14 protein-coding genes are annotated in these 15,111 nt (G+C 35.8%); all 14 read right to left on the minus strand.

The features are described 5' to 3' along the window. Window positions 1-6: 6 nt before the first annotated feature. The 14 genes from AAJG31_RS10220 to AAJG31_RS10285 all read right to left on the minus strand — a co-directional run bounded on the left by AAJG31_RS10220 (window position 7) and on the right by AAJG31_RS10285 (window position 14,977). A complete protein-coding gene (locus AAJG31_RS10220; protein WP_279493970.1) occupies window positions 7-690 on the minus strand; it encodes an acylneuraminate cytidylyltransferase family protein in 684 nt (227 codons plus the stop codon). Then, window positions 687-1,736, minus strand: a complete 1,050-nt coding sequence (locus tag AAJG31_RS10225) for a nucleotidyltransferase family protein (RefSeq protein ID WP_257961516.1) — start codon at window positions 1,734-1,736, stop codon at window positions 687-689. Before AAJG31_RS10225 ends, AAJG31_RS10220 begins: the two co-directional genes overlap by 4 nt. Before the next feature lie 3 nt (window positions 1,737-1,739). Beyond that, on the minus strand, window positions 1,740-2,363 hold the full coding sequence (locus AAJG31_RS10230) for an acetyltransferase (RefSeq protein ID WP_279493969.1): 624 nt from the start codon (window positions 2,361-2,363) through the stop codon (window positions 1,740-1,742). After that, window positions 2,356-3,432: an N-acetylneuraminate synthase gene (gene neuB / locus AAJG31_RS10235; protein ID WP_279493968.1), complete on the minus strand. Its 1,077-nt coding sequence runs from the start codon at window positions 3,430-3,432 to the stop codon at window positions 2,356-2,358. The genes AAJG31_RS10230 and neuB overlap by 8 nt, the downstream gene beginning before the upstream one ends. Then, complete coding sequence (gene neuC, locus AAJG31_RS10240; RefSeq protein ID WP_279493967.1) at window positions 3,429-4,550, minus strand: UDP-N-acetylglucosamine 2-epimerase; 1,122 nt, start codon at window positions 4,548-4,550, stop codon at window positions 3,429-3,431. The genes neuB and neuC overlap by 4 nt, the downstream gene beginning before the upstream one ends. Window position 4,551: 1 nt before the next feature. Further along, a complete protein-coding gene (locus AAJG31_RS10245; protein ID WP_279493966.1) occupies window positions 4,552-5,442 on the minus strand; it encodes a polysaccharide deacetylase family protein in 891 nt (296 codons plus the stop codon). A gap of 30 nt (window positions 5,443-5,472) precedes the next feature. After that, window positions 5,473-5,718, minus strand: coding sequence for an acyl carrier protein (locus AAJG31_RS10250; RefSeq protein ID WP_279493964.1), 246 nt, complete (start codon window positions 5,716-5,718; stop codon window positions 5,473-5,475). A 7-nt stretch (window positions 5,719-5,725) separates the two neighbouring features. After that, window positions 5,726-7,225 (minus strand): class I adenylate-forming enzyme family protein, encoded by a 1,500-nt coding sequence (locus AAJG31_RS10255; protein ID WP_279493962.1) that lies wholly within the window; start codon window positions 7,223-7,225, stop codon window positions 5,726-5,728. Between the two features lie 16 nt (window positions 7,226-7,241). Beyond that, window positions 7,242-8,414: a Gfo/Idh/MocA family oxidoreductase gene (locus AAJG31_RS10260; protein WP_279493961.1), complete on the minus strand. Its 1,173-nt coding sequence runs from the start codon at window positions 8,412-8,414 to the stop codon at window positions 7,242-7,244. Window positions 8,415-8,543: 129 nt separating this feature from the next. Continuing rightward, a complete protein-coding gene (locus AAJG31_RS10265; RefSeq protein WP_279493960.1) occupies window positions 8,544-9,590 on the minus strand; it encodes a hypothetical protein in 1,047 nt (348 codons plus the stop codon). Then, entirely contained in the window at window positions 9,587-10,744 is a 1,158-nt protein-coding gene (locus AAJG31_RS10270; protein WP_279493959.1) for a LegC family aminotransferase, read from the minus strand. The genes AAJG31_RS10265 and AAJG31_RS10270 overlap by 4 nt, the downstream gene beginning before the upstream one ends. Beyond that, window positions 10,741-11,739: an NAD-dependent 4,6-dehydratase LegB gene (locus AAJG31_RS10275; protein WP_216486552.1), complete on the minus strand. Its 999-nt coding sequence runs from the start codon at window positions 11,737-11,739 to the stop codon at window positions 10,741-10,743. Before AAJG31_RS10275 ends, AAJG31_RS10270 begins: the two co-directional genes overlap by 4 nt. Before the next feature lie 17 nt (window positions 11,740-11,756). Next, the gene (locus AAJG31_RS10280) at window positions 11,757-12,092 is read right to left on the minus strand and encodes a hypothetical protein (RefSeq protein WP_257961508.1); all 336 of its coding nucleotides are present in this window, start codon (window positions 12,090-12,092) and stop codon (window positions 11,757-11,759) included. Beyond that, complete coding sequence (locus AAJG31_RS10285; RefSeq protein WP_279493956.1) at window positions 12,089-14,977, minus strand: 6-hydroxymethylpterin diphosphokinase MptE-like protein; 2,889 nt, start codon at window positions 14,975-14,977, stop codon at window positions 12,089-12,091. Before AAJG31_RS10285 ends, AAJG31_RS10280 begins: the two co-directional genes overlap by 4 nt. Window positions 14,978-15,111 lie beyond the last annotated feature (134 nt).

Here is a 15,111-nt window from a genome sequence, read left to right on the forward strand (position 1 = left end):
TATATTTTATTCAACGAGCGGTTGCATGATATTCTCACAAACAAAAAAATCTTTCTCCACATCAATATCAAAAGATCGCTCTTCTGGCATTTCATATGCAACTGTTTCTGAAGTAATAAAGCTTTCCGTTTTCTTTAATTCTTCCACTTTCGCCACATATACAGCGCCATTTAAAATATATGCTTTCGGTAATTCTTGCCTTCTTACTACTAATGGCGAATCTATTAATGGTTGCATAACATCATCTTTATTTAATGTGTACATCCAATATGGCGATTGTGCCGCCTCTGCAACAGAAACACAAAAATCCCCATCATTTTTAAACATTTTTTCGATAGTCCCATCAATATCTTCAGCTGTTCTTAATGGTGAAGTTGGTTGGAGCACTACTACATAATCGTAATCTGGACATTGTTCTAACGCATGCAAAATGGGCGCTACACCTGGTGTATCATCCTCAGCTAAATGGGCGGGTCTAATGAAAGGAACTTCTGCACCATATTCAATAGCGACTGTACTAATTTCTTCATCATCCGTCGAAACAATTGTTGTCGTAATATATTTCGATCTTTTAGCTGCTTCAATTGTCCAAGCAATGAGTGGCTTTCCTGCTAGTAGTCTTATATTTTTACCCGGTACTCCTTTTGATCCTCCACGCGCAGGAATTACAGCTAAACATCTTGCAGTCATATATCCAACCTCCCAAACTCTTCATTCGCCCGATAAAAATCATCCATCTGCCCAATATCCAACCAGTATTCATGAATTGGAAATGCTGCTGTTTTTTTACCTCTTGCCATCAATTGCTCAAACAATGTCGGCATATCATAAAACTCAGATTGTGGTATAAAATCTAATACCTCAGGACTTAAAACATAAATACCTGCGTTTATAAAACTACGATGTATAGGTTTCTCTTTTATATTGACAAGATTCGCGCCGTTCGTTTCAATCACACCGTACGGAATTTGAAACTCATACTCCCGCACACACATCGTCGCAATCGCTTCATGCTCCTTATGAAACTGCATGAGTTGATCAAAATTAATTTGTGTCAGCAAATCGCCATTCATGACAAAAAAAGGTGCTACCGGACGCTCTTTTAATAACGACAATGCCCCGGCTGTCCCCATCCTCTTTTGTTCTTCTATATATTCAATCGAAATTCCAAAAGGCTCACCATCTTGGAAATACTCTTGAATCATCTCTTTTTTATAATTAACCGAAAAAATAAAGTTCGTGTAGCCATGTTGCTTGAAGCTATCAACGATTGTTTCGACGATTGGCTTATTCCCCACTTTCAACATCGGTTTCGGTACGTCATTCGTTAATGGGCGTAGACGTGTGCCTAAACCACCCAACATTAAAATAACACTATTTTTATTTTCACCAATATTTTGCCACTTATCAAAAAATACTATATCGATTAATTGTTTTGCACTATCTACAATCGGTAGCTGCTTCAGCTTCTTTTTTTGCATCAACTGTTTATACTTATAAGGTTTTTGCCCAGCTAGAGCGGTAATAGGTGTTGTATTCATCACTTCATCAATCGATACATCTAGCCCTTCACCGCGCAAAATACCACGCCGAATATCCCCGTCCGTCACAGTACCAAGCAAATGCTGTTCGTCGTCTACAACAACTGCAAACTGAAGTGAAGATGCATCAATAACTTGCATTGTTTCTAGTAGTGTATAATTTTTTTTCACAATAATTTGTTGCCACTGTTTCATTATTTACACTTCCTTCGCTGGCACACCATACGCCGTCTTATTATCTTCTATGTTTTTCAAAACGACTGCTCCAGCTCCTATTAAACAGCCTTTTCCAATCGTTATATTTTGAATAACAGTAACGCCTGTACCGATATGCGTCCCTTCACCTATAGTCACTGCACCAGATAATACAGCCCCTGGTGCGATATGTATGTGCTCTCTAATCATGCAATCATGATCAATTTGAGCACCTGTATTAATAATAGTATTATCGGCAATTTTGACGTTTGTTTGAGCAATTGTACCTGCCATCATTTGTACACCTTCGCCTAAAGTAACAGAAGGGGCGATAATGGCAGTCTGGTGGATGACAGATTTAAAACTGTAACCTAACTGTGTAAAATGTTGATAAATTTTAGTGCGTAAACTGTTAGGTCCCACCATACCAATTCCTAACACTAAATCAATCTCTTTTGGATTATATTGCAGCACAATATCGTCTTGCCCTAAATAACGAAGGTTAAAAAAATTATCTTCTTCATTCAGTGCGGTAAAGCCAATAATTTTCTCATCTTGCGCTAGTAATGTTTCTGTTAAAACCGATGCATGTCCACCGTTGCCAATAATAATAAGCGGTTTATTCATCAATCATCGCATCCTCTGCATAATTTTTAGTAGCAGTTTTACCAATATATCCCCAGTACTTTGATGGCGCGATCCCATTACCGGGACGTTTAACGGTTAAGTTCATTTCTGAGAATACTTCTCCTACTTGTATCGCCTTTTTCGCGACTAAGCTTTTACGGGCTGACTGGCGATTTTGCAGCTCAACTGCTGTCGGCTCTTTTACACCATCGCCGAGTGCCTCTTCAATTTCACGTATTCCCTGTACCATCGTTTTCAATTCTTGTGGATTTAATGATGCGACATGGTCAGGTCCTTCCATTTTCTTATCTAAAGTAAAATGTTTTTCAATAACTGTTGCACCCATAACTACAGCTCCGATGGGTATAATAATGCCTTCCGAATGATCAGAAAAACCAATAGGCACTTGGAATGTTGTACGTATTGCATCCATAGCCTTTAAGTTAATAGAATGTACAGGTGCTGGGTATTGTGTTGTGCAGTGTAGCACTGTTACATATTTTTGTAGCAGTTCTTTCGCTATCAATGTTTTATAAAACGCTTTAACTTCAGTAGTATCAACACTCTGCTGTGGATAAGCTAGACCATACGCAATAAACGCTAGTGCTTCATGTATCTCATCCACCGTCGCCATACCCGTAGATAAAATAATTGGACGTTGCTTTGTCGCAATGTAATGGATGAAGGGCGAATTCGTTAGCTCACCAGATGGAATTTTCACAGTTTGCATCGCTAATTGGTCTAATAAAAAATCGACACTTTCAAAATCAAAAGGTGTCGATAAAAAAGCGATGTTTTGCTCACCACAAAATGCATGAAGTTCTACAAATTCGTCAAATGTTAGCTCAAGTTTTTTGAGCATCGCATATTGTGATGTAGCTTCACCTAGATTTTCAACTTGATAGTCTGCTTGTTGTGCTTCTTTCGTCACTATTGTTTCAGCCTTGAATGTCTGAAACTTTACAGCATCCGCGCCTGCATCTTTTGCGACAAGGACGAGCTCCTTTGCTAACTCTAGCGAACCATTATGATTTACACCGGCTTCTGCGATGATGTATGTTTTAGTCATAGATCATAAAACTCCTTTACTACTGTAAATGACGGTAACTCTTTTAAAATATTTATAATTTTTTTAGAAACCTGACCATCTCCAAATATTTGTTCATACGGCTCATTAAATGATAGGGCTTGTTCAATCGCATCCACGATATCTTTCGTTCTTAAAGCCACATCGAACACGGAATTTGGTCGCTCTCGTCCCTTTTGTCTTGTCCCACAATTAACTGTCGGTGTTTCCAAGTATGGAACCTCGATTAATGCGCTTGAAGAATTACCAATGACAACTTGTGCATGTTTTACAGCGCTTAAATAGCGCAATTGCCCTAATGAATCATATAATTGCGCATTTGGGTGGTCATTAACGAATTGCTGAATCACTTCATTGATCGCTCTGCCACCATTATCTGCATTTGATTTTGTAAATAATAAGTTAACTTCTGGATAATTTTCTAATGCTGCTAAAAGCTTAAAGATTCCACCCGTTTCCCCGTTCGTTTCTGGATGATATGTAATTAAAAACAATGGTTTATTTTCATCTACAGAAAGCTGCTCATATAACGAAGCTTTTGTTAATAAGTCAATAGTCATAACATTTTCTATGCCAATCGCTCCAACATTAAACACACGCTCTGGATTCTCACCAAGTTGGATAACACGCTTGCGATGAGATGCTGTGCTTGTAAAGTGCCATGTCGCCATTTTCGTAATTGAATGCCGTATCGCATCATCATATGCGCCGTACGTACACTCTCCCCCATGCAGATGTGCAATTGGGATTTGCATAATGAGAGCTGCCTGTGCAGCGGCTAACATTTCAAAGCGATCTCCTAATATGATGAGTAAATCTGGTCGTAATCGAGTGAAGGCATCCGCAAAGCCAATTGTCGCAAGCCCTATTGACTTTACAACGCTATTCGCACTATCCCCTGACAGCAGCATCTCCACTTTCTCATCAATCACAAAGCCATCACGTTCAATTTGTTCGTATGTATTGCCAAATTCAGGAGATAAATGCATCCCAGTTACGACTAACTGCAACTGGAATGCATCATCTTCTTTTATCTTCTTAATCAATGGATATAATAAACCATACTCTGCTCTTGTACCTGTCATAACGCATATTTTCATATCAAACAACTCCATTTAGAATTAATTGATTGCAATCAATTCGCTTATGCCAAAATCCATTTCTCATATCTGTAAAACCCTTTTCTGTAGTGAATCCTAAAATAAAACCATTCTCAATTAAAATCGGCAACAATTCCACTTGCATTTGAATTGACTGCTCACCACCACCAAAAGACGGTGTATACAGTTTCACATCTTTATTCAATAATTTTTCTAAGTAGTTTTTACAACCACGTATTTCTTTATCATAAAAACCCTGTGGATTCCTTTCATATGGTAAGTGATTCACACTATGAACACCTATAGACATACCACTCGCATCCATCTCAAGAATTTCTCTCTCTGATAAATAAAATTCTTCTATAAAGTTTTCAAGTGTGTGATAAATAGAAGTTACTTTCCTCTCTAAATAAGGACGACTTTGCTCTTCTGACCAATAAAAATTAAATAAATATTTGACATAACGTCTATATTCATTCATCTCATATGAATAAATATCACTCTTATTTTTAATTTCAGTTACATTGACTTGTTGAAAAACTTCTTCCCAAATTTGCTCTTCTTTGAAATGTGAGAGTACCGTATGCACTAAATGAAAAATTGGTACTTTTCTTTCTATAAGTGGACCTGACATAATTGTAAAATAACCAGGAACATTTAATTCTTTTAAAATTCGAAATGCATTGGTATACTGATCTTTTGTTGCATCATCAAATGAAATAATACATTTTGGTTTTTGCGTTTGCTTATGTATGTCCTCTGGCTTAATAATTTCATAATGCTCTTTAGCCCACTCCACTTGTTTTCTAAAATCACTTGGTGAGATTGGGACACTCCCCTTCCACTCTTCCGGCTCCATAACGTAGTGATACATAATAACTAAATCTTCCATTTCATACACCCTCTATATTGGAAAATAACTTTATAAATTACTTAATTTATCTTCTATCAACTGAATAAGTTTCCCTACAAATTGAAAGTCCTTAGACATCATTTCTTCATCAGAAAAAGTAATATTAAACTGTTCTTCTAAATCAAATACAAACTGCACAAGACCAAAAGAATCAACATAACCTTCTTCCACATAATTTAATTCATCTAAATTCTCATGTTTTTCAATTTCATGTTTTTCTTGTAGAGAGGTTAATACATATTCTCTAATATCCATCTAAACTTCACTCCGTTATATGGTTAATAATTTGTGTTCGTAATAATTTTCCCATTGCATTTTTCGGTAAATCTTTAACAAAAAAAATTTTTTGCGGTTGTTGATAGTCAGCTAACTTTTTTGAACAATAGCGCTGAATATCACGTGCAGATAGTTCGTTATCCTTCTTTAATACAATAGCTACTGCTACAACTTCTCCTAATTTCTCATCAGGATATGAGAAAGATGCACATTCCTCAATTTCAGGTAAACTACTTATTACTTTATCAACATCTGTTGGATAGACGTTAATTCCTCCTGTTATAATTAATTCCTTTTTTCGACCTGCAAAATACAGATAACCATCTTCATCTACATATCCCAAATCGCCCGTTTTAAAATAACCACCGGCAACGCTCTCTTCAAATAGGTCCATTTTCTTATAATATCCTTCACACATTAATAATGTACGACAGGCGATTTCACCAATTTCATATGTTTTAGTTTCTTTAAAATCATCGTTTATTATTTTAATAGTTGCGTCCTTCAAGGGTTTTCCAACAGAATTTTGCTTACTTAAACTTTCTTTAAAATTAATACTTGTCATAGTAGAAGTTTCCGATGTTCCATACATTTCATAAAAATCACACTGCAATCTCTCTATTAATTCTTTTCGTACATTTCCCTCCAATAGTGCCGATGAGGAAACAAGGCACCTTAAAGAATTCATATCGTCTTGTGGCACTTCCATCAAGTGGTGATTAATTTGTGTTAGCTGTGCTGACACAGCAATTGTAAACGTTACTTGTTGTTCCTTGACAATCTTTAACCATCTAGTTGGAGTAAAACGAGCCATTAGAATACACGTACCCCCTATTAACAAAGGCATTAAAACTAGCCTCTCAGCTAAAGAATGGTATAAAGGTGTTGCAGCTAATACTCTATCTTTTTTTGTCACTTTATATAAATCATAATGTGCTACAATACGTTTGTTTTTATTTTCTTGTGTCAATAAAATAGGTTTCGGAGTCCCTGTTGAACCAGAAGTAAGTGTAATAATAAAGGTTTCTTTTCCATTCACTTTTTCATTATATGGTCTCAAAGAAGATTGTTGGTCTACATTTAATAATGATGTTTTCCCTTCCATATATGCATCCAGACAAAAAGATCGACCTTGTAAGTATAAATTTTTATTTTTTTCAAAAAATCTAGCATTAGCAATAATGTGTTTTACATCTGATGCTTCAAAGGCCTGAATTATTGCTGCCTCTGGTAAAGTTGGATTAATTGGCACTAAAGTAATACCATTATTCGCAGCCGCCAACATTAAAGCGACAGATATTATGTTATTATACATAGGTATACCTATATGTTCACCATATACTACTTCGTTTTCTAACAAAAAATTAGCATATTGACTCGTTAATTTTGCTAATTCCTTATAAGTAATACTTTCACCCTCACACCAAATAGCAATTTTATCTCCATTTAACTGGGCTGTCTTATAAAATAAATCTGCTAACGTCATAATATTTTTTCTCCGATTATAAGTTTACTTTACGACCTATTTCGGCCGACATATATGCAGCATACGTGACTTTAATTGTATCATATGCTAATTTAAAGCCTGACTTCGGCTCTCGGTCATAGTAGATACATTCCATGAAATCTTGCATCTCATCAGTGTAGCCCCTGATTATTTCATCTGCGATAAATGGCTTATTCCAACCTTGTTTACTTGGAAGCATTTCAGATAAATATATATCATTTAACCCATCTTCATCCAAGAAGTATGTCTCCATTAAATCGTTCAGGGTAATCGTACAATTAATAGTAGCATCATTACAGTAGAGTTCAACATAATTTTTACTACCCCCTAAACAAACATCTGTCGCAATAACTACTGCCTTGGAACCATCCGAAAATGTAATAATCACTGTACCCATATCTTCTACATCTTGAGGTCTTGCCATAATATGGCGATGCTCGTACTCAGTCAAAGTAGGTGTAATTCTTCCCATATCCCCAAGAACACTTTCTATATGAATCTCAATTCCTCTTGCTTTGGCTTCTTGTTGTTTTAGCCATAAAACTGCAGATAAAGGATGTGAGCCTGTCCGAATAAAAGTGCCTCCTCCTGTTTTTGACCATTCCCCAGCCACTGGTGAACTAGATCCTTTTAAACTTTCTTCGCCTTTCATATACAATATTCGGCTTTTTTTTGCCTTAATAACTTCTGCAGCTTTAACCACAGCAGGAGCATAGACAAAATTTTCTGCATACATAAATTTCCTTCCCGACTTTTCAACAACCGCTTGTAGTTTATCTAATGATTGCAAAAGTTGGTTGTACATTTCGGCTTTTGAAACGTTATTACCAATTGGTAATACATCATTTTCACGTCCAAAAAATCCCGAGAGAGGCTTTTCACAAATTACATGCTTCCCTGCTTCCATTGCTCGTATTACCATATCTTCATGTACATATGGAGGTGTACATATATCAATTACATCAATTTCATCATCGTTAATTAAATCTTCAAAATTATAAGAAGCATATTCAAAACCATATAGATTCTTAGCCGGAATTAGTTGCTCTTCCCGTCTTGCAACGATTGTTTTAAATTTCAATGGGATTTTACTAACTCTTTCAAGAGCTTGCATATGTAATTCTGTTGCTCTCCCTGCACCTACCATGCCTATTACTATGGGTTTCATTATTCTATCCCCTTTACATTTTATATAAGATGATATATTGGTATTGGATAGTATATTATTCTATCTATATAACTCCATTTGGGTTATAGTGTTATACAAACCGTTCATATCGCGTATTTTTTAGTGATATTACATTTTTTTCACCATAGAATTAGGGCGATCTTGATCTCCATCAGCTTTAAAAAACTTAGTATTAGGCAATTTATGATGCACCCAAATGTCTACATTTGCCTGTAAAAAAGGCTCAAAGTAATTTGGTATCACATTTCTATCATCTTCTATACGTAATATAAACCCGGCATTTAATATATAATCATTATTAAAGCCATAAGCATAAAAATCTATATACTCAATATTTCTTTCTACAAATAACTTTTTAAAATCGTCATATAAACCTTCAAATAAGCTTTCGTTTCCTAAAAAGTCCATAATACGAATTATTTTAGTATCATTTTGTATTACTTCTCTCCAAACTAATAAAGCCCCTATTTTATTTTTATCTTTGATTCCGTAAACTTCATATTGATAAATTGGGTGTTTGAAATAACGTTTTTCTAAATACCAGGAGTCTTTATAAGGAATGGAATCTATATTGTCTAGATTAAAGTTTTTTGTAACCTCTTCTATAGAATTTAATCTAATTAAATTTGTTCGCTTCTTTGCTTTATTTTCAGAATGATTTATTCTTTCAATTTTTGCTATCTTAAAATTATCTATAGTATCATTTAAAAAATAAAAGTGTTGCATTTTTCCTACCGTTTCTTTAAAAAACATTTTTCTTAAAGGAATGGTTGTTCGTGGATTCGCTCCATTTCCAATTTGGGTTCTACATTTTGTTAATTCGACTACTCGCTTAGCTAGTTCTATTCCTAAAAAAGGCATGTTTTCTCGCGTGTCAACAACTTTCCACATACTTCCCCAAATATCCCTTTTATCAATATTATTTGGATGAGAGCAATTTAAAAATCCAAAAATCCCTTCTAACAACCCACTTACTTTATCAATTGCTATCACGAAATTCACAATTTCTCCGTTAACATATTCATACTCAAATAATTCTCGATTAATAGCCATAATATGGCCTTCACGCCAATGTTCATTTAAAAACGCCATAATCATCTCTATATCTGAATACTTCGCTAAACGAATTTCGTATCTTTCATCAAATTTATTCATAATTTCACCTCAATTGCTGTGCTAGGTATATTGATAACCTTTCTCTTTAATTTCTCCGTCACCATCAAATCCATCCTCGGACAACCTTTATACATCCCTAACTCATGCATCGGTGTCCAAATAGGTCGACTCATGATACCTTCATCATTTAATAGCTGTAAAACTTCATCTCGCTTATACGTTTCATCAAGCAATATCGTCTGTAACCAGTAATTGCTTGACGTATGAACCGGTTCTTTCATTAAGCGCACGCCATCTATAGTTGCGACAAGCTTATCATAAAAGTTTGTGAGCGAACGCTTTTGCTCAATAAATATTCGGAGCTTTTCTAACTGTGCACAACCCAGCGCAGCATTAATATTTGGCATACGATAGTTATAGCCGATTTCATCGTGGACAAATTCCCACTTGTGTGGCACTTTGGCAGTTGTTGTGAGGTGCTTCATATAATTAGCGAGCTCCTCGTCATCTGTCAAAATTGCACCGCCGCCACCTGTCGTCATAATTTTATTGCCATTAAAGCTCATCGCACTTACTTTACCAAATGTCCCTGTATGCTTCCCTTTATAATAGCTACCAAGTGATTCTGCCGCATCTTCTACGAGAACAATATGATACTTTTCACAAATAGCGACGAGCTCGTCCATCATACAAGGGTGACCGAACGTGTGCATTGGCACAAGTGCTATTATACGACGGTTCGTCTGTTTATTAAAAAGCACACCACCGCGCATTTCACCAATTTGTACTAAGTACTGCTCAAGTTTCACAGGGTCTACACCAAGTGTCTCTTCATTCACATCCACAAAGTGCGGCACCGCCTGCAAGTAGCTCACTGCATTCGCTGTCGCAATAAATGTTAAAGAAGGCATGAGTACTTCATCTTGAGCCTCAACTCCAACTGCCTTTAGGGCGATATGCAGTGACGCCGTACCGTTCACGACAGCTACCGCACGCTTCACACCGACAAATTTCGCCAAGTCTTCCTCAAAGCGTGTGACATATGCCCCGACAGACGACACCCAGCCAGTTTCTATACAGTCTGTTACGTATTCGACTTCTTTTTCATTGAATGTTGGTTCGTGTAATGGAACAAATTCTTTCCCGTATAACTGTTTAATGTTATGAGCAAATTCTATCCATTGTTTCGTCATATGTTATACACATCCGCCTTATATTGTGCTAAATTTTTAGGATTCGTAAACCATTCAATCGTTTCTTCTAATCCTTGTCGGAAGCCTTTTTTCCCGCCGTATTGTGGTGTCCAATTTAATAGCTCTCGCGCTTTTTGATTATCGGCCCAAAGACGCTCAACCTCGCTCTTTTCAGGACGTAGGCGTTGTTCATCTGTCTCAATCGTCAAATCTACATCCATAATGTCAGCAATCATTTCAGCTGTCTCACCAATCGATACTTCATAGTTCGAACCGATATTAATAACTTGCCCAATCGACTTTTCAGATTGCATAACAGAAATAAAGCCTTGCACAGTATCTTTCACATAGTTAAAATCACGAGTCGGACTCACTGCACCAAGCTTAATTGTCGTTTGACCACTCGCGAGCTGGCTAATAATTGTCGGTATTACCGCGCGTGCTGATTGACGTGGGCCATACGTATTGAAGGGACGAATAATAGAAACAGGTGTGTCAAATGAGCGATAAAATGATAACGCCATTTGATCTGCCCCAATTTTCGATGCTGAATACGGCGATTGTCCTTGTAGTGGATGATTCTCGTCAATTGGCACGTACATAGCTGTACCATATACTTCACTCGTAGATGTGTGGACAACCTTTTCTACATTTAATTCCTTTGCCGCTTGCACGATATTCAACGTCCCAGTTACATTAGTATCAACATACGTCGCTGGTGAGTGATATGAATAAGGTATTGCAATAAGTGCCGCTAAATTTAGCACATGTGTACAGCCTTTCATCGCTTCTTTTACACCGTAAGGATCGCGAATATCGCCTGAGAATACATCAAGTTGTGATTTAATATCTTGCGATACCTGGTCGAGCCATCCCCAAGAATTAAATGAATTGTAGTAAACAAATGCTCGTACGTCGTGACCTTCACGTACGAGCTGCTCTGTTAAATGTGAGCCGATAAAACCGTCGGCGCCGGTGATTAATATTTTTGACATAGAAAATCCCCTGTTTATTATTGTATTATTTGTACTTGCTCTTCAAAGAACGGTTTGATTTCATATACGAATAAATCCGCAACTAATACCCAATCTTTCTTACTTAATCCTTCATTAATTTCCGTTAAAAACATTTGAATTTGCTCTATAGGAAAATTCAGCTCGATATTATGCTCCTTTAGCAATGGTTTTAATTCCATCAACCAAATCATACCTTCTGAAAAATCTTGTACAGCGAGTAGTGCATCATCATGCTTGCCATCTGCTAATTGTTCTGCAATATACTGTGCACCATGGGGGATATTGTAAATATACTCATTATAACTTGCAATCACTTCTTGTAAGTCTGTCATGAACGTGTACCTCTCTCTTCAATTTCTAATAATACTTCTTGTGTATAACGTCTAGCTTTCTGGAATACCACTAATAATTTTTCATATAATGCTTTACTTTGATTATAAACACGCTCATACGTCTGTTCTAGTGTTTCATTTTTTCCTTTTTTATAATCTTTACGCGTTTCTAAAATAATAAGGTATATGACACTATCTAGAAGTACTTGATCATACAATTCAATTAATTTCTCGTCAATTTTATCTAGCTTTTTGAGAACAGGTTTTGTAAATTGAATGTTAGATTTCTTTTCCCTTAGTATCGTCAGTGCTTTTTGAAGTTGGTGTTCCAATTGACGATATACATCCATTTCATCTTCAAAGAATTTTTTTAATTGCGTTAAAGTGACTGTTTGTTTCTCATAGCTGGCATCTTGCAATTCTTTCGTTTGTAAAAGGTCCGCATACTCCTGACAAAAATCTTGGAATGTTTTTTGCGGCATTCCTTCAATTTTACTGCCACCCTCTGTACAGTTATAAATGACATGGTTGTTTTTTAACACTTCATAAATTTCCTCGAATTGCTGGCGCATTGAATTAAACGTTAAATCTGTATAAACTTTATCTCCATTATACCCTTCTACTTCATAAGCATGATTTCTAATTAGCCAATTTTCATCAATTTCTACATACCCAGCATTGTCTGCTGCATGTGTTTGATTATTTGTAAATGCTAAATCTTGTCCAATTAATGCGACAGGACCACTTGAGATAAACGTAGCAACATGGAGCGCTGTATGTGCACAGCTCCCCCCATTGAGCATAATCGGTATTTTAATCCCTAACTTTTCCTCGCAATAATCTAAAATTGTATCTTCTATCCCCATACCATAAAAATACAAATTATTTTGATACTTCTCAGTTATTTTGTAATGGCTACTAAGCGCCGTAATTAATTTTGATTTTCCTATTTCTAGGTTTTTAAAATGCAAATCATAGTTAATTTGTGCACCGTCAATTGTCAAGACATAATCTGGTTCAATGCCTGCTGCAAGTAAGGATTTAGTCGTAGAACCTGCTGCGATAATGACAACTTGATCTGCAATTTTCTTTAGTAAAGGAAGCTGCTTTGTTAATGATGGTCCACCTGAAGCGACAATAACAGGCTGTGTATAGCGTTTATATAAACGATTCAAGCTTTCTGCACCATTCAAGTATTGGAGATTACGGCGAACATTTTGTTGCCAAATATCACTAAAGAAACTAATCGTATTTCTTCTCATTCGATCTGCTAAGTAGCTTTCTTTCACAATTAAATTGATATTGCGCTGCTCCATCGGAAACAATTTATCATAGTTAGGAGAACAAATTAATTTCATATTTGTATCATATTCATTGTGATAAGCTCTAACCTGCTCTTGGAACAGTTTTTTATTAGAAATGACTGTCACACCTTCAACAGTCATTGTTTTTTCAATGCCACTCATGGCAGGCTCGTAAACGAGTAATGGGGCATCCTTTAATTTCGCTTTTAACGCTTGTGCAACATAGCCATAGCCATAGCCGAATAATACATGTAAATAATCTTCTTCGATTTCCTTTTCAGCTATTTTTTCTGCCTCTTTTATAGGGTCATATTTACTATGTAATAAATAACCACCTAATGCAATCGTTGGAGAACCAATTTTTGTATCGATATATTCTATTGTTGGTTGTTGTTGTTTCATTTCAGCAATAATATTTTTCGATTTCAATGTATAGTCTTCCAAAGCCTTTGTATTTCGCTTCGTTTGTTTTGCCAACTCATCTAGTGCTACATCTATATTCACATGTCCATCTTCTAACTGAAAGAGTGGTAACCCATAACGATAATCTACATGGATTTTCGTATTAGCACTCGTAACTGTATAGCATAGTTGGCGTTCATTTATATTATGATGTTGGGGTTTCTTTTTTAATACATACTTTACAAGTTCAAGGAAATCAGCATCCATACCGTGATTTGTCGATTTAAAAATTACATTATCTACTTTTGTATTGTCAATAATTTCAAATTGAACGTGTTGTAACTCGCTTAAACTTTTTTTCTTATCCGCCGGATTCACTAAATTATCTGTTGTGCCTATAGCTGAATAAATAAATGCACCATTTTCAAAATTTTTATAAAGTTGGTGTAACGTTAATGCCTCTTGATCTTGAATAATATCCTTTGCTAAGTAATTGAAGTAAACACATAATTTTTGTGTATATAGACATCTCTCATACTTTAAATACACTGGGGAGACCCACGCTGCTAGATCAACAATATGAGAAAACAAATGCGGCACTAAGCGGTTGCTAAGATGCAGTAAATAGGCCCCTTGCGATTGTCCAAATCCGATAATTCGCTGTTCATTATATTGAAAACCATTTTTAGTTAAAACAACTTTAACAGCTTCAATAGCGGTTATAATGTCGATTGCCTGCATATAACTCATATCCGCAAATTCATCTAAAGTTTCGTCTAATTTTGCATAGACAGGAAATTCTGCATCTTTATTTTGCAATAATGGTATTAAATTTGATGAATCATTTTGGATTTGTGCGATTTCATGATCTAAAAATATTTTAGCTAAAAAAGCAGTTTCATCGTTAAATGTAAATCTGTCAACGCCTTGCATAAAACGATTCCCAAAATAATCACATTGTATTGTCACTACATTATATAAATCTGAAAATTGACTCCGCATTTTTTTATAAACATTAGAGTCGATATGTCCACCAAAACCAGGAGCAAAAATAAAGAATCCGGTTTCCTCGTTCGTCCCTTTTTCAGGTAGCGCAAATTCGATTCTTAACTCTCTTTTATTATAGCCATTCCATATTGTATGGTGTGCAGGAATAATGATTGATTCTAAATGTGCCACCTTTTCTCTTCTCCTTCACGTTCCTAATTTTTTATGTATTAATGAGTTAAATTCACCTTACTACCCTATGTATATCGGTTATTTCTTATAAATATAAAGAAAAAGCCTTCAAAAAGAAGGCTTTTTCTAAATTT

This window comes from Lysinibacillus sp. BS3 (assembly GCF_039614735.1).
Taxonomy (GTDB): domain Bacteria; phylum Bacillota; class Bacilli; order Bacillales_A; family Planococcaceae; genus Lysinibacillus; species Lysinibacillus capsici.